Source organism: Pseudomonas sp. 2 (genome assembly GCF_056627435.1).
On sequence record NZ_JBWXNG010000006.1, the window covers coordinates 210,985 to 233,881 of the forward strand.

19 protein-coding genes are annotated in these 22,897 nt (G+C 62.4%); 5 read left to right on the forward strand and 14 right to left on the reverse strand.

Features of this window, described 5'->3' with window-relative positions; translation table 11 throughout:
- Positions 1–131: 131 nt before the first annotated feature.
- Complete coding sequence (locus AC1MEK_RS12490) at positions 132–1,658, reverse strand: aldehyde dehydrogenase (protein ID WP_480396594.1); 1,527 nt, start codon at positions 1,656–1,658, stop codon at positions 132–134.
- Between the two features lie 235 nt (positions 1,659–1,893).
- Between AC1MEK_RS12490 and AC1MEK_RS12495 the strand changes: the two genes are divergently transcribed.
- Complete coding sequence (locus AC1MEK_RS12495) at positions 1,894–2,799, forward strand: LysR family transcriptional regulator (protein WP_480396595.1); 906 nt, start codon at positions 1,894–1,896, stop codon at positions 2,797–2,799.
- 123 nt (positions 2,800–2,922) lie between these two features.
- On the opposite strand, the gene argE is transcribed toward AC1MEK_RS12495, so the two are convergent.
- The 3 genes from argE to AC1MEK_RS12510 form a co-directional block, all read right to left on the reverse strand.
- Positions 2,923–4,083 carry an acetylornithine deacetylase gene (gene argE / locus AC1MEK_RS12500; RefSeq protein WP_480396596.1) on the reverse strand — a complete coding sequence of 387 codons (1,161 nt, stop codon included), beginning with the start codon at positions 4,081–4,083 and terminating at the stop codon, positions 2,923–2,925.
- Positions 4,076–4,750, reverse strand: a complete 675-nt coding sequence (locus tag AC1MEK_RS12505; protein ID WP_480396597.1) for a DUF1028 domain-containing protein — start codon at positions 4,748–4,750, stop codon at positions 4,076–4,078. Before AC1MEK_RS12505 ends, argE begins: the two co-directional genes overlap by 8 nt.
- A gap of 165 nt (positions 4,751–4,915) precedes the next feature.
- Positions 4,916–6,310, reverse strand: a complete 1,395-nt coding sequence (locus AC1MEK_RS12510; RefSeq protein ID WP_480396598.1) for an aspartate aminotransferase family protein — start codon at positions 6,308–6,310, stop codon at positions 4,916–4,918.
- A 174-nt stretch (positions 6,311–6,484) separates the two neighbouring features.
- Here AC1MEK_RS12510 and AC1MEK_RS12515 point away from each other — a divergent pair, with 174 nt between their 5' ends.
- Entirely contained in the window at positions 6,485–7,090 is a 606-nt protein-coding gene (locus tag AC1MEK_RS12515; protein ID WP_480396599.1) for a TetR/AcrR family transcriptional regulator, read from the forward strand.
- On the opposite strand, the gene AC1MEK_RS12520 is transcribed toward AC1MEK_RS12515, so the two are convergent.
- From AC1MEK_RS12520 to AC1MEK_RS12540, 5 genes are all read right to left on the reverse strand, one after another.
- Positions 7,069–7,401, reverse strand: a complete 333-nt coding sequence (locus AC1MEK_RS12520) for a helix-turn-helix domain-containing protein (RefSeq protein WP_480396715.1) — start codon at positions 7,399–7,401, stop codon at positions 7,069–7,071. The two genes, AC1MEK_RS12515 and AC1MEK_RS12520, sit on opposite strands and share 22 nt — an antisense overlap.
- Before the next feature lie 265 nt (positions 7,402–7,666).
- The gene (locus AC1MEK_RS12525; protein WP_480396600.1) at positions 7,667–8,674 is read right to left on the reverse strand and encodes a zinc-binding alcohol dehydrogenase family protein; all 1,008 of its coding nucleotides are present in this window, start codon (positions 8,672–8,674) and stop codon (positions 7,667–7,669) included.
- Between the two features lie 25 nt (positions 8,675–8,699).
- Positions 8,700–9,734: an alcohol dehydrogenase gene (locus tag AC1MEK_RS12530; RefSeq protein ID WP_480396601.1), complete on the reverse strand. Its 1,035-nt coding sequence runs from the start codon at positions 9,732–9,734 to the stop codon at positions 8,700–8,702.
- A gap of 11 nt (positions 9,735–9,745) precedes the next feature.
- Positions 9,746–10,465, reverse strand: coding sequence for a hypothetical protein (locus AC1MEK_RS12535; protein ID WP_480396602.1), 720 nt, complete (start codon positions 10,463–10,465; stop codon positions 9,746–9,748).
- Positions 10,462–11,325 (reverse strand): alpha/beta fold hydrolase, encoded by an 864-nt coding sequence (locus AC1MEK_RS12540; protein ID WP_480396603.1) that lies wholly within the window; start codon positions 11,323–11,325, stop codon positions 10,462–10,464. The genes AC1MEK_RS12535 and AC1MEK_RS12540 overlap by 4 nt, the downstream gene beginning before the upstream one ends.
- A gap of 449 nt (positions 11,326–11,774) precedes the next feature.
- On the opposite strand from AC1MEK_RS12540, the gene AC1MEK_RS12545 reads away from it, so the two are divergent.
- The 3 genes from AC1MEK_RS12545 (at position 11,775) to AC1MEK_RS12555 (ending at position 14,690) form a co-directional block, all read left to right on the forward strand.
- Positions 11,775–12,728: a GlxA family transcriptional regulator gene (locus AC1MEK_RS12545; protein WP_480396604.1), complete on the forward strand. Its 954-nt coding sequence runs from the start codon at positions 11,775–11,777 to the stop codon at positions 12,726–12,728.
- A 143-nt stretch (positions 12,729–12,871) separates the two neighbouring features.
- Positions 12,872–14,188: a flavin-containing monooxygenase gene (locus AC1MEK_RS12550; RefSeq protein WP_480396605.1), complete on the forward strand. Its 1,317-nt coding sequence runs from the start codon at positions 12,872–12,874 to the stop codon at positions 14,186–14,188.
- Positions 14,189–14,255: 67 nt separating this feature from the next.
- The gene (locus tag AC1MEK_RS12555; RefSeq protein WP_480396606.1) at positions 14,256–14,690 is read left to right on the forward strand and encodes a RidA family protein; all 435 of its coding nucleotides are present in this window, start codon (positions 14,256–14,258) and stop codon (positions 14,688–14,690) included.
- Between the two features lie 175 nt (positions 14,691–14,865).
- Here the strand turns inward: AC1MEK_RS12555 and AC1MEK_RS12560 are convergent, their stop codons facing one another.
- The 5 genes from AC1MEK_RS12560 to AC1MEK_RS12580 form a co-directional block, all read right to left on the reverse strand.
- Entirely contained in the window at positions 14,866–15,123 is a 258-nt protein-coding gene (locus AC1MEK_RS12560; RefSeq protein WP_480396607.1) for a hypothetical protein, read from the reverse strand.
- Between the two features lie 217 nt (positions 15,124–15,340).
- Positions 15,341–15,664, reverse strand: a complete 324-nt coding sequence (locus AC1MEK_RS12565) for a hypothetical protein (RefSeq protein ID WP_480396608.1) — start codon at positions 15,662–15,664, stop codon at positions 15,341–15,343.
- Positions 15,665–15,666: 2 nt separating this feature from the next.
- Positions 15,667–19,920, reverse strand: coding sequence for an RHS repeat-associated core domain-containing protein (locus tag AC1MEK_RS12570; protein ID WP_480396609.1), 4,254 nt, complete (start codon positions 19,918–19,920; stop codon positions 15,667–15,669).
- Between the two features lie 155 nt (positions 19,921–20,075).
- Positions 20,076–21,626 carry an MDR family MFS transporter gene (locus AC1MEK_RS12575; RefSeq protein ID WP_480396610.1) on the reverse strand — a complete coding sequence of 517 codons (1,551 nt, stop codon included), beginning with the start codon at positions 21,624–21,626 and terminating at the stop codon, positions 20,076–20,078.
- A complete protein-coding gene (locus AC1MEK_RS12580) occupies positions 21,616–22,671 on the reverse strand; it encodes an HlyD family secretion protein (protein ID WP_480396611.1) in 1,056 nt (351 codons plus the stop codon). The genes AC1MEK_RS12575 and AC1MEK_RS12580 overlap by 11 nt, the downstream gene beginning before the upstream one ends.
- Between the last annotated feature and the right edge of the window lie 226 nt (positions 22,672–22,897).

The following is a 22,897-nucleotide window of genomic DNA, read 5'->3' on the forward strand; positions in this document are numbered from 1 at the left end:
GCTTGCCGGCGGGGCGGTCGATCAGTCGATATCGTTGGTGACTGATACACCGCTCCCGCCGGCAAGCCGTGCTGCTACGGGGCGGGTGGTGCCTTCAGGCTGGCCTTGCGCTCAAGTTCTGTGCCAACGCCTCAGCGCAACTGGAACCAGGTGGTTTTCAGCTGCGTGTATTTGTCGAACGAATGCAGCGACAGGTCGCGGCCGAAGCCCGATTGCTTGCCGCCACCGAAGGGCACGCAGACGTCCAGCGCATCCACCGTATTGACCGACACCGTCCCGGCGTTCAGGCGCGCCGCCACGCGGTGGGCGCGGTTGAGGTCGTCGCTCCACACCGACGCGGCCAGCCCGTAGATGTGATCGTTGGCCATCTGCACGGCCTGGTCCTCATCGTCGAACGGGGTGATCGCCAGCACCGGGCCGAACACTTCCTCGCGGGACAGGCGCATGTCGTGGGTCACGCCGGTGAACAGCGTGGGCTGGATGAAATTGTTCGAGCCGTTGATCATCACCCGGTCGCCACCGGCCACCAGTTGCGCACCGCCCTGGCCGGCATCGGCGATGTAATCCATCACCCGCGCCGCCTGAGTGGCGTCGACAATGGCGCCCATCTTGCTCGCCGGGTCCAGCGGGTCGCCCGGCTGCCATTGGCTGGCCTTGGCGATCAGGCGCTCGACGAACTCGTCGTGGATCGAACGTTGCACCAGCAGCCGCGAGTTGGCCGAACAGACTTCGCCCTGATTGAAGAAAATTCCGAACGCGGCTTTCTCGGCGGCCAGATCCAGATCCTGACAATCGTCGAACACCAGGTTCGGGCTCTTGCCGCCGCACTCCAGCCACACCTGCTTGAGGTTCGACCGCCCGGCGTACTGCATGAAGTATTTGCCGACCTGAGTCGAACCGGTGAAGGCCAGTGCGTCGATGTCCGGATGCAAGCCCAGGGCGCGACCGGCCTGCTCGCCAAGGCCGGTGATGACGTTGAACACGCCCTCGGGCACACCGGCTTCCAGCGACAGTTCGGCCAGGCGCAGGGCGGAGAAGGGCGACTGCTCGGCGGGTTTGAGGATCACGCTGTTGCCGGCGGCCAGCGCAGGGGCGAGCTTCCAGGCGGCCATGTCCAGCGGGAAGTTCCACGGCACCACGGCTGCGATCACGCCCAGCGGCGCGCGGGTGATGGTTGCCAGTGCACCGGGGCCGGTGGGCGCGACCTGATCGTAGAGTTTGTCCAGGCTCTCGGCGTACCAGGCGAACACATGGGCGGCGCCGGGCACGTCGATGCTGTAGGCGTCCATCACCGGCTTGCCCATGCTCATGGAGTCGAGCAGCGCCAGCTCTTCGCGGTTAGCCAGAATCAGCTCGGACAGACGCAGCAGGATCGCTTTGCGCTCGCGCGGCTGCATGCGCGCCCAGGGGCCTGTGGCGAAGCTCTGGCGGGCGATGCGCACGGCCTGATCGACATCGGCGTCCGAGCAGGCGGCGACGTTGGCCAGCAGCGCGTTGGTGGCCGGGTTGATCACGGCGAAGGTTTCGCCGCTCTGCGCCCGATGGGCTTTGCCTGCGATATTCGCCGTGTCGATGAAGGGTTGATTCTGCGCAAGGCGCTGCCAGCTTTTCAGATCCGTCACTGCACACTCCCGGATGGCCTCTGTGGGCCATGTCATTGATCAGTTGTGCCGATAGTGGGCGATGTGGGGAGGGCAGGAAATTATTAAAAATGTGTTCGCTATCGATAAAAAAACTCGGCAGAAACGCACTACGCTGGTGCAGATTCGCACCGTTTCGGGGAGAGGTTTTTTAGCCTCAATAGAGAGGAATTTGCTTGTTTCTCCAGAGGGCCGGACAACGCAGAATAACGCGCACGATCCCGGGGCAAGCATCATCGAGTCTGAGGTAGCAATGGCAGCCTACAACCTGCGACAACTGAAGTATTTCGTCACCACGGTGGAGTGCGGCAGCGTCGCCGAAGCCTCGCGCAAGCTCTACATCGCCCAGCCTTCGGTCTCCACCGCGATCAAGCACCTGGAAGAAAGTTTCGCCGTGCAGTTGTTTATCCGGCATCACGCCCAGGGCGTGTCGCTGACCCCCAGCGGCGCGCGTTTCTACCGCAAGGCCCAGGAGCTTTTGCGAGTCGCCCATGAGTTCGAACAGAACGCGCTGGCTGACAACGACGTAGTGGCCGGGCAGATCGACATCGGCTGCTTCGAAACCGTGGCGCCGCTGTACCTGCCGCGCCTGATCGCAGGGTTTCGCGAGCGCTGGCCGGGGGTGGAAATCCGCATTCGTGATGGCGAGCAGCAGGAACTGGTGCAGGCGCTGACCTCGGGCAGCATCGATCTGGCGATCCTCTACGAGCACGATCTGGACAGCACCATCGACACTGTGTCGCTGATGGCGCCGCAGCAGCCTTACGCGCTGTTGCCCGAGGGTCATCGCTTCGCCCATCAGGCCAAGGTGTCGCTCAATGATCTGGTGCTCGAACCCATGGTGCTGCTGGATGTGCAGCCGAGTCGTACTTACTTCGTGAGCATCTTCGAAGAGCGCGGTCTGACCCCGCACATTCAGTTCAGCTCGCCGTCCATCGAGATGGTCCGGGGCATGGTCGGGCGCGGGTTCGGCTTTTCGATCCTGGTGACTCGCCCCACCTCCGATTACACCTACGACGGGCAGAAACTGGTGTGCGTGCCGCTGGCCGAAGAAGTGACCGGCTCGGGCCTCTCCGCTGCCTGGCTGCGCCGCGCGCAGCTGACCAAGCCTGCGCAGTTGTTTGTGGATTATTGCCAGGAAGAATTGGCGCCGAAATGAATTCGGCACACATCCCCGTAGCAGCACGGCTTGCCGGCGGGGCGGTGTATCAGACGAAGTATCTGTGACTGACACACCGCCCCGCCGGCAAGCCGTGCTGCTACGGGTGGGGCGCGTGTGGTCTCAAATTCGCAGGCTTTCGATCATCCGCCGCAGCATCGCATTGCACTCATCAAGCTGCTCGACACTGACAAACTCATCGGGCTTGTGCCCCTGATCCATGCTCCCCGGCCCGCACACCACGGTGGGAATGCCGATCGCATCGAACAACCCACCCTCGGTGCCGAACGCCACGGTGGTGAATTCCTCCGAGCCACAGAACTGTGCGATCAATCGCGCGGCCTGGCTGTTGGCGTCGGTGGCCAGGCCCGGGTACGCCGAGAGCGGCGAGAAACGAATGTCGCTACCCGGATTGACCGCCTGCATGCGCGGCAGCACCTGCTCTTGGGCGTACTGCTGCAATTGCTCGGCGACGTCCTGCGGGTTGTGTGCCGGCAGCGCGCGCACCTCGAAATCGAAGCGGCAGTCGGCCGGCACGATGTTCAAGGCCTTGCCGCCGCTGATCACGCCCGTCTGCACCGTGGTGAAGGGCGGGTCGAAACGCGGATCGTGCAACTCAGGCGCACGCAAGCCTTGGCCGATGCGGCCCAGCTCGCCGATCAACTCGGCGGCGTACTCGATGGCATTCACGCCCTGCGGCGCATACGCCGAGTGGCACGCGGCGCCGTGCACGTCGCAACGCATCGCCAGCTTGCCCTTGTGGCCGAGCACCGGCTTGAGTTCGGTGGGCTCGCCGATGATGCACAGCAGCGGTTTGACCGGGCGCTGTTCCAATTCGGCCAGCAGCGAACGCACGCCGAGGCAACCGACTTCTTCGTCATAGGACAGCGCGATATGCACCGGCATCCGTAGCGGCGCGGCAAGCAGGGCGGGGACGGCGGCGAGCACGCAGGCGATGTAGCCTTTCATGTCGGCGGTGCCGCGTCCGAACAGCTTGCCGTCGTGCTCACTGAGCTCGAATGGCGGCACCGTCCAGGGTTGCCCGTCGACCGGCACCACGTCGGTGTGGCCGGACAGCACGATGCCGGGCACGTGCGCAGGGCCGATGCTGGCGAACAGATTGGCCTTGCTGCGCGGCGCGTTGTAGATCAGCTCGCAGGGCACATCCAGATGCGCCAGATAGTCGCGCACGAACTCGATCAACTGCAGGTTCGACTCGCGGCTGGTGGTGTCGAAACCCACCAGCGCGGCCAGCAGTTGCTGGCTGTTCAAGGACTCACTCATCGCCCGGCACGCCATAGCTCGGGGCCTTGGTCGGGTCCAGCGCGCGGGTGATGTAATCCTGCATCTGCGGGCGGTAATCGGCCCACAACTGCGCCAGCTTGCCGATGGGGTTTTCGTCGGCCCAGTCGACGCGCAGATCGATGATCGGCCAAGTCAGTTCGCCGACCACCACCAGCGCCGCCGAGTGCACGGGACCGGCTTCGCCACCGGCGGCCACTGCGGCCTGCATAGCGGCGATCAGCCGGTCGGCGAGCTGGCCGCCGCTGGTTTCGAAGGTGTGCACCAGCTTCTCGATCACTTCACGGCTGGCCAGCATGTTGCCCGCGCCGACGCACTGCTCGCCGGAAATCGCATTGTGCGTGCCCAGGGTCTGGCTGCCGCTGAAGTGCGCAGTCTGGCCCAGGTGGTCGATGGCGGTGAGCTGGCGAAACTGGCTGTAGCCGTTGCTGGTCAGGGCCTTGTCCAGTGCCTGGGCCGGCGTCAGGCCGCTTTCCATCTGGTCGAGCACTTGCGGGCCAAGGGCGGGGAGGGTGATGTTCTGGGTGGCGACGGCGCCGACCCCGGGACGCAGCCAGGGGCAGCGCGCACCGACGGCGATGCTGGAGGAGCTGATGGCGATGCCCAGTTGACCTGTTTCGGCGCAACGGCCGACGATTGAAAACGTCATGGTGTGTTCGTCCTGTTTCGTCCTGACCTGCCATCTTCCGGCCCGGCAGGTGCCGGGCCGGAAGATGGGACATGGCTGCATTCTGGAGATGCGGTGCAGCCTGCGAAACGAGGTTTTTTGTGGAGCCTGCTTACGGAAAAACTTGCCTGTGCCCCGACGCGAAGCTTACAGGCGCCCGTACTCGCGCGCGGTGCGGTCCACGGCGATGCGCGTCTTGTCCACCAGCTCATCGAGTTCGGCACGAGTAGCGACCAAGGCCGGAGCCATGATCATGCGGCCCAGGGTCGAGCGAATGATGATGCCTTCCTCGAAGCCAATGGTGCGGCAGCGCCAGGCGATGTCGTTCTCGTTGGCGAAGCGTTTGCGCGTCGCCTTGTCCTCGGCGAACTGCAGCGCCGCCACCAGCCCGACGCCCTGAACTTCACCCACCAGCGGATGATTGCCGAACACCTCGCGCAAGCAGTTCTGCAGGTAAGGGCCGGTGTCGTTTTTCACCTGAGTGACCACGTGCTCGTCGCGCAGCGCCTTGAGGTTGGCGATCGCCACCGCAGCGGCCACCGGGTGCCCGGAGTAGGTCAGGCCGTGGGCGAACACGCCGCCTTTTTCCACCAGTGCCTCGGCCATGCGCCGCGACAGAATCAGGCCGCCCATGGGGATGTAGCCCGAGGTCAGGCCCTTGGCGATGGACAGCGTGTCCGGCTCGAAGCCCAGCGCCTGGTGGGCAAACCATTCGCCGGTGCGGCCGAAACCGCCGATCACTTCGTCAGCGCACAGCAGCACGTCGTACTGGCGGCAGATACGCTGGATCTCAGGCCAATACGTGGCCGGGGGAATGATCATCCCGCCGGCGCCCTGGAACGGCTCGGCAACAAAGGCCGCGACCTTGTCTGCGCCCAGCTCCAGAATCTTGTCTTCCAGCTGGCGCGCCGCGCGCAGGCCGAATTCCTCGGGGCTCAGATCGCCCTCGTGAGCGAACCAGTAAGGCTCGTCGATGTGCGCGACGTCCGGAATGGTGCCGCCCATTTCGTGCATGAACTTCATGCCGCCCAGCGCCGTCGCCGCCAGGGTCGAGCCGTGGTAACCGTTCCAGCGGCCGATCATGACCTTCTTCTCGGGCTTGCCCATCACCTGCCAGAACTTGCGCACGGTGCGGATCAGCACCTCGTTGGCCTCGGAGCCGGAGTTGGTATAGATCGCGTGGCTGTAGTGGGGCGGCAGCAGGCTGAACAGCAACTCCGACAGCTCGATCACCGCCGGGTGGGTGGTGTGGAAGAACATGTTGTAGTACGGCAGTTGCTCCAGCTGCGCGCTGGCAGCGGCGGCCAGGTCCTTGCGCCCGTAGCCCAGGTTGGTGCACCACAGGCCCGACATCCCGTCCAGATAACGCTTGCCGTCGTTGTCCCACAGCGCCAGCCGTTCGCCCCTGACCATCACCCGCGGGCCTTCTTGGTTGAGGGCTTTCTGGTCGACGAACGCGTGAATGTGGTGGGCCGCATCGGACGCCTGATAGTCGCTCGTGCTGCGGCCGCCGTTGATTTCGCTGTCGAGTTGAATGGTCATGACGCATCTCCTTTGGGGTTCGCCCGCGCCGGTTTCGCCGGGGGAGGGGCTGTGTTGTGCATCAATTTTTGTCAGTTAAAAATATTTTTGTAAAGAAAATATTTGTGGGAAAAAACCGAATTTCGTAACCTGCCAGCCATCGACGACGCCACCCGAGAGCGACCCAGAGCCCCCATGACCGGATTGAGAGAGCGGCAGAAAGAACAGCGCCGACACGACATCGCCCAGGCCGCGCTGGCCCTGTTCAAGCGCAATGGCTTCGCCGCAACGACCCTTGAACAGATCGCCAATCAGGCCGGGGTCTCGGCGCCCACGGTGGTGAATTACTTCGGCGGCAAGCAGGAGATCCTGCTCACCCTGCTCAAGGCCCCTGACGAACAGGCGATGAGCGAGGCGCGGGCCAATCTGGATGAACATTCTGACCCGCTGGAAGCGCTCTGCGAACTCGAAGGGCTGATGACCCGCTACCAGCTGCAGGCCATGCCGGCGTCGCTATGGCGGGAGCTGGCGCCGTACCTGTTCACCGGTGAGCTGGCAGAAGCCTTCGGCCCGTGGAATGCGGCGGTGGTCGAGGCCGCCCGCTCGCTGCTGCAGCACTTTCAGCAACTGGGCAAGGTGCGTGAGTCAGTTGACATCGACGTCGCCGCGACCCTGTTCAACCAGTACGCGAACCTGGCGTTCATTCGCCTGGCAACTGAGGCAGCGCCCGATCGCCAGGCTCATGCGGCGCACATGCGCAGTGTGTTGGGGTTGATGTGTCATGGGATGTTGAGCGGCTGAGCGTCGAAGGCAGTCGCCTGCCGGGACAGGTGCTGCAATTGCCAGCGCTTGGGGCTGACGCCGTTGAGCTTGCTGAACACCCGGGTGAAATAGGCCTGATCGGAAAATCCACATTCCTGTGCGATCTGACACATGCTCATCGTTCCCGATCTGATCAGTTCCTCGGCCTTGCGCACCTTTTCCCGCTGCAGCCAGCCATGAGGCGACATGCCGGTCGCGTTCTTGAACGAGCGGGTAAAGTGGCTTCTGGACATGGCGCATTCCCTGGCGATGCCTGCTACTGAACACCCTTGAATCATGAGCCGGATCATCAGCGCTTTGGCCTTTTTCACTTTCCACGGCAGCAGATGCTCGCGCAGGGTATGTGTGCCGGATGGACATTGCGGTGCAGCCGCAGGCGTAAGTGCGGGGGCGTGTGATTCAGCCAAGGAACAGCTCCTGTACTCGAAAAAACCGGTGAAATCCTCGCAGTGAGGCGAACGCCATTTCCACGCCTCCAGGTGTGCCGAGCCATCGCCCCGCGTGCTGCGGGGCAATGGCTATTCGGGTTTGAGAGGGCGATGCGATCAGAGGAGGTCAGAAACCTTCCAGCACCAGCTTGCCTTTGGTCTGGTGGCTTTCGATGAGGCGGTGCGCCTGGCGCAGGTGTTCTGCGTTGATGGTGCCCAGGTGCGTGCCCAGGGTGGTCTTCAACGTGCCTGAATCGATCAGTTGCGCGATTCGATTCAACAGCTCGTGCTGTTTGAGCATGCTCCGGGTCTTGTACATGGAGCGGGTGAACATGAACTCCCAGTGCAGTGAAATCGATTTACGCTTGAGCGGCATGGCATCGAGCGTGGCGGGATCGTCGATCAGGGCGAGCTGCCCCTCGGGCTTGAGCAGGGCGACGATCTGCTCAAAGTACGTGTCAGTGTGAGTCAGGCTGATCACGTGTTCGACCTCGTTGTGCCCCAGCGCCGCGAGCTGCGGCTGCAGTGGCTGCCCGTGGTCGATGACGTGGTGCGCGCCCAAGGCACTGACCCACTCGCGGGTGGTGGGTCTGGAGGCGGTGGCGATGACGGTCAGGCCGGTCAATTGGCGCGCCAGTTGAAGCAGGATCGAACCCACACCGCCACCCGCGCCGATGACCAGCAAGGTCTGGCCGTTGCCGCCACCTTCCGGGATCCTCAGCCGATCGAACAGCAGCTCCCAGGCGGTGATGCCGGTCAGCGGAAGGGCTGCCGCATCGGACACCGGGATCGATTTCGGACGATGTCCGGCGATGCGCTCATCGACCAGACCGTACTCGGCGTAGCTGCCCTGGCGGGTGATATCGCCGGCGTACCATACCTCATCGCCGACCTTGAACAGGCTGACGCCGGGACCTGTTGCGACAACCGTGCCGACAGCGTCCCAGCCCAGTACGCGCGGGGCCTTGGTGGGCATGCTCAGGCGCAACTTGCTGTCGACCGGGTTGACCGAGATGGCCTGGATTTTCACCAGCAGATCGTTTGGGCCTGGCTCAGGCACGGGAAGCTCGGCCTCATACAGAGCGTTGGGGTTATCGATGGGCAATCCCGGTTGATCGTAAACAATGGCTTTCATGGCAGGGCTCCTGATTTTGCGTCGCTCATGGGTGGGCGGGGTTCATGACCAGCACGGCGCGCAGGCGCACTTCGGCCCGCATCATGCGGTCGTAGGCCTCTTGCGCCTGGTCCAGGGTGAATGTCTCGATCAGCGGACGAATGTCCTGCAGGTTGGCGAAGGCCAGCGTCTGTTCGTTGTCCGGGACGGTTCCGGTCAGGGCCCCGACCACCGAGCGCGCGCCGAAAATCAGGTCGGTGGCATTGACGCTCAGCGGTTCACCGGGGACGGCGAGTACCACCAGTTGGCCCCTTGCAGTGAGCCCGGGGATGGTCTGCGCCATGCCCTGACCGCTCGGCGCAGTGCCCAGCACCACTTTCGCCCCGCCCAGGGAACGCAGCACGTCGGCCACCGGCTCTTCGGTGGAGTCGATATAGCGATGAGCGCCAAGGGCCAACGCCTGTCCGGCCTTGTCGGCGCCGCGGGCGATCACCACGGTGTAGAAGCCCATCTTGCGGGCGAACTGCACCGCCAGATGGCCCAGACCGCCGAGACCCTGAATCGCCACGACATCACCGGCACGCGCGGGAGAGTTGCGCAAGGCGTTGAAGGTGGTCAGCCCGGCGCAGAGCAGGGGCGCCGCCTCGGCTGCATCCAGTGACTCGGGCACGCGTACCAGCCCGCGCGCTTCGGCCAGCATCACCTCGGCATAGCCGCCGTCGTGGGTCATGCCGGTGATCACCGGGTTGTGGCAATTGACCAGGTCACCGTGACGGCAGGACGGGCAGGTGCCATCTTCGCCTGCCAGAAAACCGACCCCGACACGTTCGCCGGTTTTCCAGCCCTGGACGTCAGCACCCAGCGCTTCGATCCGGCCGACCACTTCATGGCCTGGTACCCGTGGGTAGCTGATGTTTCCCGTGAGATTTTCCACTGTGGCGCTGTCGGAATGGCAGACGCCGCAGGCTTCGACCCGGATGCGCACCTGGCCGCGGCCGGGTTCCGGGACAAGGCGTTCGACCAATTCCAGTTGGCCGGGCGCAGTCGCGATGACGGCGCGGTAAGTTGCGTTTGTAGTCATGAGTCACCTGCTTATTCGAAATGAAAGTCCGAGAGGTCAACGCCGACAATCAAGGGCTCGGCAAGGGCCAGGTTGTCGGGAGTGCGTGGGTAAATGCGAAAACGCGTCGGCATCCGGATGCCCTGTACTTCCACGTAATCGCTGAGGTAACGGGCTGCGGCGTTGCGGCCCTGAATGTCGACTTCATAGTCATGGCGGCGCATGAGGCCGTCGCTGTCGAAGTAGAGTGTCTGGACTGAACTGTGGCTGGCGATGTGAGGGGCGAATTCGACGCGAAGCCGCCGCCACGGCAGGCCATCGACTGACCAGGGCTCGATTTCTTGCGCCTGCACGCCAGGATGGCGCAGCAGAAATGGCGACGTCAGGTAGGTCCACATGGTGTAGCCCGCAAAGTACGCGAGCTGTGGGCGGGACCAGGCCGTTTCCATCTCGAACCCTTCGAAGGATGCGCGTGGAGCGTCCAGCGCCTCGACAAGGCTGCCATCCTCCCGGCGGATCTCGACGCGTGAGGGCGTGTAGACCGAATGATCGGTTCCCGGTGCAAAAGGGCCATGGGACACACGCTGTTCATGGAGCTGCACGGTGACACGCGAATCGGTCAGCACGCCGTCGCATTTCTTCAGAGGCCAGAGGACGCCGCTGTGGTGCAGGGTCGCCGAGACGCTTCGAAAAGCGTTGAAGCGTTCCAGGCCTCCGGCGGCGTTCAGGGCGAATTCGATCAGGTCGCTCATTGGTTGTCTCCGCTGGACGCAGCGACGAAGGTCGCGATATGCCGGGCGGCGGCGCGAGGGTGTTGCAACTGAGGCCCATGCCCGGCGCTGGGGAAGGTGACGATGTGCAGGGTCGGCAGTTGATCGCTCAGCGCGTACCAGTTCTCCACCGGAAACACGATGTCGTGGTCGGCACCCAGATGGAGCACCGGCACCTCGGTGGTTTTCAGCACATGAAGCACGGCATCTGCCGGGAACATCGGGTTGCGAGGGGCATCGCCCAGCTGCGCGGCAGCCCAGGCATGTTCAACCTCGGGGCTTGCATCGTCGCGAGGTGTGTTCAGGCGCTGCCATGAGCGCTCGGCCGCAGCCCTGCTTGCTTGGGATGTGGGTTCGAAGAACAGGCTGACGAAGTCCTCGAGGTCGTTCTCCCGCTTTGCCAGCTCGTAGAACAACGCTTCGCCCGGCTTGACCAGCTGGCCAGGCGGCGTGGTCGCCAGCAGCACGACATGGCTCACCCACTGCGGCGCCTGAGCAAGCACGATCTGCGCGGCAATACCGCCCAGCGACCAGCCTGCGATCACCACTTTGCCGAGCTTCAGTGCCGAGATCAGCTCAATCGCATCCTTGGCCAGCGACGCCGGGTTGTAGGTGCGCTCGCCGCTGGACTGTCCCAGGCCGCTGTAATCGAAAACCGTCACCTGAAAACCCTGCTCGGCCAGGCTGTCCAGAAACAGCGGGTCCCACGAGTCCATCGTGCCGCGAAAACGCACGCAGAGCACAAGTGGTGTGCCGCTGCCGAATGTGCGATAGGCCAGTTGCCTGCCGTTGACTTCAATGAAGCGAGTTGGACTTTGTGCGCTTGCGGAGTATTCAGTCATCTTGTTATCCGTGAAGTGGGCGGCTGGAAAGTTAGAGTGAGCACGTGGGTGTTGGGCGTGTTTGTGTACGGGTGCCTGATGCTTAATGATGCGGACTGTTTAATTCGTGCGCGGTTATCCTGTCAGTGGATAATGATCTATAACTTATTGAGTCATCTTTTTTTCGGTGTTCTGAAAGCGCCGCTCCAGAGCGGTTTCGTCCCGAAATATGGAGGTCGCGATGCGCGCGCATACTGCCGGCCTGTGAATGAGAATAGTCAGATTGCAGGGCGGGTTATATAGCGTTTAAAGTTGCGCTGGCGTTGCAGTGGATAGCGAGTTTGTTAGTCGGGTTATTACCGTTATTCGGTCACTGTCGTGTTTCATTTGACTGGCATACTGCATCGCATTGACTGGAAATAAAATGACATTTATGGTCGTGTTTTCGGACATGACGCTGGGGGAGAGACATGCATCGAATCGGCTATTTTTTGACGGAAGGCTTTCAGGTCATGGCCCTGGGCACCCAATCGGTGTTCGAGTTCGCCAATGTGGTCGCCAAGTCTCAGGTCTACCAGGTCACCAACTATTCCTTGCGTGGTGGCGAGGTCACGTCCTCGGTCGGGGCCAGGGTCAGCACCCAGGCCGCCATTGATGCGGCACTGGCCGACACCTGGATGGTCTCGGGCGTCGTCAACCCGGTCGATCGCAGCACCAGCGCCGAAGAACTGGATTTCGTGAGAACCGCTGCCAAGACCTGTCGACGTACCGCCGGCTTGTGCACCGGAGCCTTCGTTCTGGCCGAAGCCGGGCTGCTGGACAGCCGCCGGGTCACCACGCACTGGGCTTATGCGCAGCTGCTGCAGCAGCGCTTCCCGGCAACCCAGGTCGATTCGGACCTGATTTTCATCAACCACGACAATCTCTGGACATCCGCCGGGCTGTCCGCTGCGATGGATCTGGCCCTCGGGATGGTCGAGGAAGACCTGGGGCCGGACATCGCCAATGGTGTGGCGCGGGTGTTGGTCATGTACCACCGCAGATCGGGCGGGCAGTCTCAGCACTCGGAAATGCTCAAGCTCGCGCCCAAATCCGACCGCGTGCAACTCGCGCTGGATTACGCCCGTGCCAACCTCTCAGGCCCCTTGAGCGTTGAAACCCTGGCCGCTGTCGTGCACCTGAGCGAGCGGCAGTTCAGCCGGGTTTTCTTCGCCGAAACCGGCCATTCTCCCGCCAAGGCCGTCGAGAAACTGCGCCTGGAAACGGCGAGGAACATGATTGAGCGAGGCCATCATTCCCTTGAAGTGATTGCCCGGGAAACCGGGTTTCGCGACAGGCGTCACCTGCGCGAAGTCTTCATTCGCAAACTGGGGGTTTCTCCGCAGTCGATGCGTCGAGAGTCCCGGGAAGTCGAATACGGCTGAGGCGGCAAGCCAGCGGCTGATTTCGAAGACTGGGAACTCAGCCCCTAGGTTTTTCCTGCTCTGCGACGACAAAAATCATAATTTCGCTATCCCCTGATCCTGCACAGAATGCGTCCACACCCGCCTTCGTGAAGGACACAGGCATGACAGCAGCAAACATTGAAATCGATACGCTCGTGGTTGGCGCAGGTCAGGCCGGCGTGGCCATGAGCGAGCACTTGAGCAAACTGGGCATCCCGCACCTGGTCCTGGAGCGCAACCGCATTGCCGAAGCCTGGCGCAGCGGGCGCTGGGACTCGCTGGTGGCCAACGGCCCGGCCTGGCACGATCGCTTTCCGGGCCTGGAGTTCGACGACCTGAGCCCCGACGCTTTCGCTGGCAAAGAGCGGGTCGCCGATTATTTCGAAGCCTATGCGCGCAAATTCAATGCGCCGATCCGCACCGGGGTCGAAGTGCGCAAGGTGGAGCGCAACGTCGGCCGCCCAGGCTTCACGGTCGAGACGTCAGAAGGCGTGATCGCCGCCAATCGCGTAGTGGTCGCCACCGGCCCGTTCCAGCGTCCGGTGATTCCGGCCATTGCGCCAAACGATGCGCGCCTGACCCAGATCCACTCCGCGCAATACCGCAACCCGCAGCAATTGGCCGAAGGCGCAGTGCTGGTGGTCGGCGCCGGATCTTCCGGGACGCAGATCGCCGATGAACTGCAGCGCGCAGGCAAGGAGGTCTATCTCTCGGTGGGCCAGCATGACCGGCCGCCGCGTGCCTATCGCAACCGCGATTTCTGCTGGTGGCTGGGCGTGCTCGGCGAGTGGGATCAGGCGGCGATGAAGCCGGGCAGGGAACACGTGACCATCGCCGTCAGTGGTGCCCATGGCGGCAAGACCGTGGACTTTCGCGAGCTGGCCCAGCGCGGTATGAAGCTGGTCGGCGTGACCCGTTCGTTCGACAACGGCGTGGTGAGCTTTCAGCCGGACCTGGCAGAAAACCTGGCCCGCGGCGATGAAAACTACCTGGCCGTGCTCGACGCCGCCGACGCCTACATCGCCCGCAACGGCCTGGACCTGCCGCTGGAGCCGGAAGCGCGCCGGGTGTTCCCGGATCCGGAATGCGTGCGCAAGCCGATTCTCGAGCTGGACCTGGCCAAGGCCGGGATCACTACGATCATCTGGGCCACCGGTTTTGCCACCGACCACAGCTGGTTGAAGGTCGACGCCTTCGACGCCAAGGGCAAGCCTGCGCACCAGCGCGGTGTGTCGACAGAGTCAGGCATCTACTTCCTCGGCCTGCCCTGGCAGTCGCGGCGCGGCTCGTCGTTTATCTGGGGTGTCTGGCACGACGCCAAGTACGTGGCCGATCACATCGCCATCCAGCGCCAGTATCTGACCTACCGCGATGCGTCCGAGCGCCAGGCTGCGCAAATCGCCGCGCCGGTTTCGAGCAAGCCTGCGGTCAGCGCCTGAAACTTTTCAACCCGCGCTGATCCGTTCCCCGCAGCGCGGCCAACCTCATCTATTCAAGGAATTGCACATGGCCCAGCCAACCCACACGCGCATCCGCATGTTCAACACCAAGGAAACCTACCCGAACCAGGCGCTGGACAACGACCTGTGCCAGGCCGTCCGGGCAGGCAACACGATCTACGTGCGCGGCCAGATCGGCACCGATTTCGAAGGCAATCTGGTGGGTTTGGGCGATCCGCGCGCCCAGGCCGAACAGGCGATGAAGAACGTCAAGCAACTGCTGGAAGAGGCGGGTTCGGACCTATCGCACATCGTCAAGACCACTACCTACATCATCGACCCGCGCTATCGCGAGCCGGTGTACCAGGAGATCGGCAAGTGGCTCAAAGGCGTGTTCCCGATTTCCACGGGGCTGGTGATTTCCGGGCTCGGCCAGCCGCAATGGCTGATGGAAATCGATGTGATTGCCGTGGTGCCGGATGACTGGCAACCGCAGCAGTGAAAGGCTGATCAAAGCAGCACGGGCTTTAATGTGGGGGCGATTTCGAGATCGCTCCCGCGGGCAAGCCCGGCTGCTACGGGGGGCGAAGTTGGACGCAGTATTTGCGTCACTACCATCCGTAGCAGCACGGCTTGCCGGCGGGGCGTCCTCAAGGCCGCTGCCGTGGTCAGCCCGATCAATAGCGCTGGTACTGCGAACCAAACTCCGAGCGCACATCGGCCACGGTCTCGGCATTCTTCACATCGAAGGTCACGCTGGCTGTCTGGAAAGCTTTCAGGTGATCGGAGCCGTCGGATGCGACACGTTCCTGAGTGACGGCCGGGGCGCTGATCTGCGCGCTCTGGTATTGCTTTAGATGCTCGGCGCCATCCGCGGCGAAAACGTTGGCGGCGAGGGCGGTCAGGGCGATGCTGAGAAGGATCTGGCGTTTCATGGCGTAACTCCTGCAAGGTTCTAGGTTAGGTGTGCGCTGCCCGTGGGTGGGCTGCGCTGTTCGACGTGCCTAGTAAACCGTGCGGGTGTATCGCGTTTGTGTGCGTGGATGGGTGAGATTGCAGGGTGGTGTATCTGTGGGGTGGTGGGATACAGAAGGGTACAAAAAGATTTGTCCGGATTGCTGCGGCAAGAAAAAACGCGTTGCAGCGGTACTTTTAATCACCCGGCTTGCACCAGTAATTTAGGTTTTCAACAGCCCGTTCTATGTCATCCATATCATCGTCACCAGTTTCAGAATTGAATGGCTCCGAAAGTATATTCCGCATTTTATTTAATCGGTCGTTTATCCGGTTTTCATCAATGAATCTTGTAGTCTCCAGTGCGTAGGCAATGTCTGTTTCTGGAGTGGGAGGCCTGTCAGGATGAAGGTAATAGTAATTCGCGATGTCTCTAAGCGAGATGAGCATATATTCAATTTCGCATAGCACCTCGATAGCCTTTTCGCCGCTAAGGGTTATCGTTTCATTTTCTTTTTTCATGGCTACTTTCTCAGAGTAAAAGTTGGGTTTTTTAAGGTTAAGTCGCCTTTGATAGTAAGCTCGTGCGTGTGATACTTCGGATTTTTTACCCACTCTAACTCGCTTTCAAGCACGTCGGTTTCTACGTAGTGCTTGCCTTTGCCTCTTTTGATCGAATATTTGGTTTGCGCTTCGACCTCGTTAAGTGGCTTGTTTTTCGCTGGTTCGACATAAACTCGACCTTTGTCCCGAGCCATGATGACGCCTGAGTCTTTGATACCCTCTAGCCCCTTCTTATTCGTGTAGTGACGAACGCGAACGCACGTCCACCCCCACGGATCCACCCACCCAATCGGATTCGGCGCGTACTGATAAAGATTCAGCCCACCCGCCAACCCGATCGGATCGGGCGTGGTAAACCGCCCTACATCCGGGTCGTAGAACCTGAAGGTGTTGTAGTGCAGTCCGGTCTCGCGATCAAGGTACTGACCTTGAAAGCGCAGGTTCTGGTGTTCGACGAAGTATGGCTCGCGGGTCTCCTGTGTGGTGTTGCCCCAGACCTGATAGCGCGCCTGCCAGACGATGCTGCCCTCGAGTTCGGTGAGTTGTTCGGGCAGGCCGTTGGGGGCGTTGTGGTAGTAGCGGATGTTCTGGTGTTCGCCTCGACCATCGATTCTCGCCACGGGTTCGTGGCTGTTTTCGGCGTAGAGGTAGAGGGTCGGCAGGGTGTTCTGCTCTTCGAGCAGCAGGTGCAGGCCGTCCCAGATGAACGTCGTTTCGCTGATCTGATGGCCGCTTGGATGGTGTTCGGTTTTGCCGATGCGTCGCCCGAGCGGGTCGTAGGTCATGCGCACGACGTGGCCGTTGTGGTTGCGCACTTCGGTCAGGCGGCTCTCGGCGTCGTAGGCGAAGTGCTGGGTGCCGCGGCGGTTGCTGTATTTCTCGATCAGTCGACCAAAGCCGTCGTAGCGGTAGCGTTTGTTCTGATAAGTCTGGAGCCGGTTGTGTTTGACGCGACCGGCGTCCGATTGCAGGCCGTCCATAAGATTGGCGGCGGGGTCGTAGGCGAAGCGTTCCAACAGGCCTTGATGACTGTCCTGGGTGGACATGATTCGGCTGCTGGAGTCGTAGTGGAGCAGGGTGCGTTGATTGCCCTGAGCGCTACGTTGCTCTCGGGCGATGAGGTTGTCGGTGAGGTCGTATTCGTATCCTGTCGTGCTGTCCGCAGGCAGCGGGCGAGGGCGGTCGTTCCGGCGGCGGGTTCGACCAGTCAAGCGGCCGCTGCGATCATATTCGCTGCGGGTGTTGATCTGGCCCTGAGTGCGCAGCACCTCTCGATGCAGCTTGTCGCGCTCAAAGTCGCAGACGAGTTGGCCGTCGAGGTTGAGCTGGTGCAGGTGGCCGCTGCCGTAGCGCAGGCGGTTGATCCAGCGGCCGTCGGGCGTTCGGGTCTGGATCAGGTTGCCGAGTTCGTCGTAGCGGTGGTGGATCGCGCCGGACGAGGTGGTTTCGCTGAGTAGCTGGCCCAGAGCGTCGTAGCGGAAATCGACGTAGTTTTGCTCACCGTCAAGATCGGTAAAGGTGACGCTGAGCAGGTTGTCGAGCCGGTCGTACTCGTAGTCAGTGCGGCCATCGGAGGTGATCTTGGCAACGAGTCGGCCAACCGCATCGCGCTCCAGACTATGGGTGATTGCCTCCTGCCCGGCAATTTGCTCGACACCGACAAGATCGCCCAGCGCGTCGTAGCGATAGCGCCGTTGGCTGCCATCCAGATCCTGCTGCGCCAGCAACCGATCACAGTCATCCCAGGCAAACCGGTAGCGCTCGCCATTCTCGTTGGTCAGGTTTTCCAGCCGACCATAGGCGTCATAACCGGCTTCCACTTTGCGATTATGCGGATCGGTGCGTTGCCGTATCCGGCCGCGGCGGTCGTACTGGTAGCGGGTGATTTCTCCGGCGGCGTTGGCATAGCCGATCAGCAGCCCGCTGTCATCGCGCAGGAAACGTTCGGTGCGGTCGACAGGCGACTGGCGTTGCAGCAAGCGGCCTTGGGCGTCATGCCAATACCGGGTTTGTTCACCGAGTGGGTCGGTGACCTGTTCGAGAAAGCCGCGAGGGTCGTAGCCCAATTCGGTGCGCTGACCGGAGCAGTCCTGCTGATGCGTCAGTTGGCCGAGGCTGTTCCAGTGCAGCTTTTGGCCGCTGCCATTGGCGTCGATGATTTCAACGACCCGCCCGCGTTCATCAAAGCGATAGCGGGTGATGTGGCCCAGTGGATCGACTGCGTGGGTGCGATTGCCCCGCGCGTCGTAGCGGTATTGCCAATGATTGCCTGCTGCATCGGTCTGCACCTTGGGCAGGGACCAATGCTCCAGCCACAGCGTGGAATCGATCCGCCCGAGCGCGTCTTCGGTCGATGCCAGATTGCCTGCTTCGTCATAGCTGTATGTCCACCGGCCGCCCTTGGGATCGACGGCCCCCAGCAGTTGGCGATCGTCGTTCCAGGAGAACTGCCAGGCGTGGGCGAGGTTGTCGCGGTATTCGATGATCTGATGCTGGCGGTTCCAGCGCCGGACGCTTTGCCTGTTGAGGCCGTCGGTGACAGTGGTAGTGCCAGCATCTAGGTCGTAGTCAAACCGGTATTCTTCGCCGTCGTCGGTCCAGTGGCGGACCACGCGCCATTCACGTTCGTCGATCCGTGCCCACTCATAGAAGCAATGCAGGCCGGTCGGCAACTGATGCTCGACCATGCGCCGCTGCGCGTCATAAGCGAAACGCCGCTGAACCTTGTCCAGCGCATTGCGCACCTCGCACAGATCGCCGTTGCCGTCATAGGCGTAACGGGCCAGCACTTCGCAAGTCTGGTCATCGAGCTCGCGTTCGACGTGTTCAATGCGTGAAGGCCAGCGAGTCGAATACACCAGTTGCAGGCGGACCTGATCGAGGGTGTCGTGCAGCCGAGACAGGCGCCCCTGGGTGTCGTACACCAGATGAATGCGGTTGTCGTTGCGGTCGCCCAGTTGCGAAAGCCGCAAGTGGTTGGGATCGAGCAGGTGAGGCTCGAACAGCCGATAAATCCCGTCTTCACTCTCGATCAGCAGCCGGCCATCGCCATGCCGCTTGACCGCCAGCCCTTCGCCCGCGCTGAACACCGCGCCGCCCAGGGGAATGACGCCCATGTCGATGCGCCGCGCCTGTTCGTCGATGTAGATCAGGCCGCTTTCATCGACCTCGGCACTCACCTCGAACGGCAGGCTCCAGCCTGCTCCCAACAGCCCGTCTCGACGCTCGTCGCGACTGTTGTAGAAGCGCTGCCAGACAATCGGCAATACGCCGGGGAGGACGAAATCCAGCTCCTCAGCGCCGCCCAGCACTTTGGCGCCGGTCGCCGCGTGCACTGGACGGGGCGAACCGGCCATCGCTCGCTCCAGCGCACCTGCGACCGAGCCGACGGCATAAGCGTTGATCCCGCCGAGCAGCATGCAGGGCAGGTTGCTGACGAATTTCGCTGGCCCGCCCTTGAGCATCATCAGGGCCGAAACTGCCAGCCCGACGCCTGGCGTCTTGCCGCTGCGGATGCTGCGCACCACCGCCTTGCCACCGCCGATGCGCACGTTCGGTGAAATCTGCCCTGAGGACACCACCGTCGCATCGCAGGTGCTGCGATCCCCGCTGCGCACGGCAGGCTGGCCGTTGATAAAGACCTTGCTGGAACCTTCGGCCAGATACTGTCCCGGCATGCCGGGGTGCTTTTCGCAGGTGATCTGATCGTTGGGCAAGGGCTTGGCGCCGGGATCGGGCGTTGCCACGGTGGGCCGCCACAACTCCGAGAAAAAGCCCTTGGCCATATCGAGAAAGGTGCCTTCGGGCGCCGCATCTTCGGGCAGCTCAATGGCAGAGCTTGAGATGGAACCGGCCGCTCGCGCCGCAGGCAGGCCATTGATGAAGACGTTGGGCGACCCGCTGGTGATCTGGGCGCAGACCGTCGGCGGGAACAGGCCATTGCCCAGGCTGTGGCAGAACTCGCTGAGCTTGTTGTCGGCTCCCGTGAGCTGCATGCCGACTGCAACGGCCGCGCCGACCACGGCGCCCAGCACACAGGCACCGAGGCCACCGGTGGCCAATGTCAGGCCCGCCGCACCGACGATCGCCGCCGTCACGGCAACGCCGATGGCGACATTGGCGACCACTTCCAGTGCGCCGCCGAACACGTCGGCCATCACCGAGCTGTGAGCAAGGGCATCGCCCTGTCGGGCCGCCCAGAGAGCGTCTGTCATTCCCTGATCCGCGCTTGAGAAAAACGCGGAATCTAGGGGAAGAAAAGGCTGCTGTCCGGGCGCTGAAACACAAAAGGCAGGGGTTACAGCGTTTTCAGAAAGGGCCTACAACACTGCGTCTACAGATCCTATCGGCACTGACGAAACGGCTGGCTTCAGTGCGCTTCACCCCCCTTCATCCCCGCCGGCAGCCTTTTGGTCAGCATCACCGCCAGCATGCTGATCCCCAGGGCCAGCGCGACGAAATGAAACGCGTCGTTGTAGGCCATGATCGCCGCCTGCTGGTGGGTGATTTCGCTGAGTTTGCCCAATGCTGCGGTCTCGTTGCCCAGGCGCTCGCTGAGCTGTGCCATGCGTTCGGCCACTTGCGGGTTGGCGGGGGAGATGGACTCGCGCAAGTAGTCGAAGTAGGTCTTGGTCCGCGCATCCAGCAAGGTCGCCAGCAGGGCGATGCCGATGGCGCCGCCCAGGTTGCGCAGGATGTTGAACAGGCTCGACGCCGAGCCTGCGTCCTGCGGCTGAATGTAGGAGGTGGCGATCAGCGAGATGGTGACCATGATCATCGGCTGGCCCAGGGCGCGGACGATCTGGATGTGGTTGAACTGCGGCCCGGCGAAGTCCGGGTTGAGCACGCCCGAGAAGAAACTCGCCGCGCCGAACAGGCCGAAACCCAGGGTGCACAGGACCTTGGGCGGGATGACTTTCATCAGTTGCGGCACCAGCGGGATCAGGAACAGCTGCGGAATACCCATCCACATGATGACTTCGCCGATCTGCTGGGCGTTGTAGCCCTGAATCTGCGCCAGGTACAACGGCAGCAAATACACCGAACCGTACAGCCCGACGCCCATGCCGACGCTGGAAATGCTCGACAGCCCGAAGTTGCGATTGCCGAGGATGCCCAGGTTGATCAACGGTTTGGCTTTGGAAAACTGGATGATGACGAAAGTGATCAGGCTCAGCAGGGCGATGCTGCCCAGGGTGACGATCAGGCTGGATTCGAGCCAGTCCTTGCGATGGCCTTCTTCGAGGAACACTTGCAGGCAACCCAGGCCCACGCCGAGGGTGACGATGCCGGCGTAGTCGGTGCTCTTGAGCAGCTCCCAGTGCGGCGCCTTCTTCTCCAGGCCGTACATCAGCCCGGCGATCATCACCAGCCCCGGCGGCACGTTGATGTAGAAGATGTACTCCCAGCCGAAATTTTCGGTCAGCCAGCCGCCCAAGGTAGGGCCGATGGACGGGGCGAAGGTGGCGGTCATGGCGAACAGCGCCATGCCTTTGGCGCGGTGATGTTCCGGGAGTTTGATCAGGGTCAGGGTGAACGCCAGGGGAATCAGCGCGCCGCCGGTGAAGCCTTGCAGGGCGCGAAACACGATCATGCTTTCCAGGCTCCAGGCCATGGAGCACAGCAGCGACGAGGCGAGGAAACCCAACGACACCCAGACCGCCAGCCGCCTTGCCGAGAGCAACTGCACCAGCCAGGCGGTGAGGGGGATCATGATGATTTCGGCCACCAGATAGGAGGTGGAAATCCACGAGCCTTCCTCAAGGGTCGCCGACAGCGCGCCCTGAATGTCCTTGAGTGAGGAGTTGGTGATCTGGATGTCGAGCACGGCCATGAAGGCGCCGAGCATCACGCTCATCACCGCGATCCAGTCGCGCCGGGTCGGTTCGCCGACCGGGCGGATCAGTTCGTCACCGGCCACTGTCGGCGTCGTTCGCGGGTTTGATGTTGACGGCCACCGTCACCGACATGCCGGGACGAATCTTGCCATGCAGCGGGTTGTCTGCCGCGAAGGTCAGCTTGACTGGAATGCGCTGCACCACCTTGGTGAAGTTGCCGGTGGCGTTGTCTGGCGGCAGCAGGCTGAACTGCGCGCCGGAGGCGGCGAACAGGCTGTCGACCCGGCCGTGGATCGGCGTGCTGGGGAAGCTGTCGAAGGTCAGCTCGGCGCGCTGGCCGATTTCCATGTGTTCGATCTGGGTTTCCTTGAAGTTGGCCTGCACCCAGATGTCTTCGTCGGGGACGATCGACAGCAGGTAGGCGCCGCCCTGGACGAACTGGCCGTTGCGCGCGGCGCGCTGGCCGATGGTGCCGCTGATGGGCGAGTGGATTTCAGTGCGCTTGAGGTTGATTTCAGCCTGGGCCAGATCCGCGCGGGCCGAAGCGATCTGCCCGTCGAGGCGCTTGAGTTCGGCGCTCAGCGCGGTCACCTGCTGGCGCTGACTCTGGGCATCGGCCTGGGCCTTGCTCACCTGGGAGCGGGCGACGTTGCTGTCGGCGGTCATGGTGGTGACCTGTTCTTCAGAGACGAAGCCCGGTTTGCGCAGCTTTTGCAGGCGTGCCAAGTCAAGCTGGGTGCGTCCCAGCGTCGCTTGATTGGCCTGAACCTGGGCGTCGCTGGCGGCGATCAGGCTCGATTGCTGGGTCAGCTTGCTCTGGGCCTGCACCCGCTCGGCTTCGCGGGTGGCGAGCGTGGCCTGGGCACGTTCGACGGCGAGGCGAAAGTCATCGGGCTCCAGGCGCACCAGCAACTGGCCTTCATCGACGTGCTGGTTGTCCTGAACCAGCACTTCGCTGACCCGCGCACCCAACTGGCTGGAAATCCGCGTGATCTCGCCCTGGACGTAGGCGTTGTCGGTGGTTTCGACAAAACGCCCCTTGAAATACCACTGGGCGAAGAAGGCGAGGGCGATCAGTAAGACCACCGCAAGGAAGATGAACAGACGGCGTTTCAGTTGGGCAGGCATGATCGTTCTTGATTATTAGAATGTAAGGAAATTTATCAGTGTTTGAGGTCTGGCACCTAGCTATCGTTGAAATAATGACTGGAAGTGATAATCCGGTATTCATTTCTGGCACATGGCTGCGCACTGGCTACGCTCAAATACCGCCTGAGTGAATCCATCCCCGGCGCTGGAGCGGCGAGGGCTGCGCCTGCTAAGATTCGCGGCTTGTTCGACCTATTCGGAAATT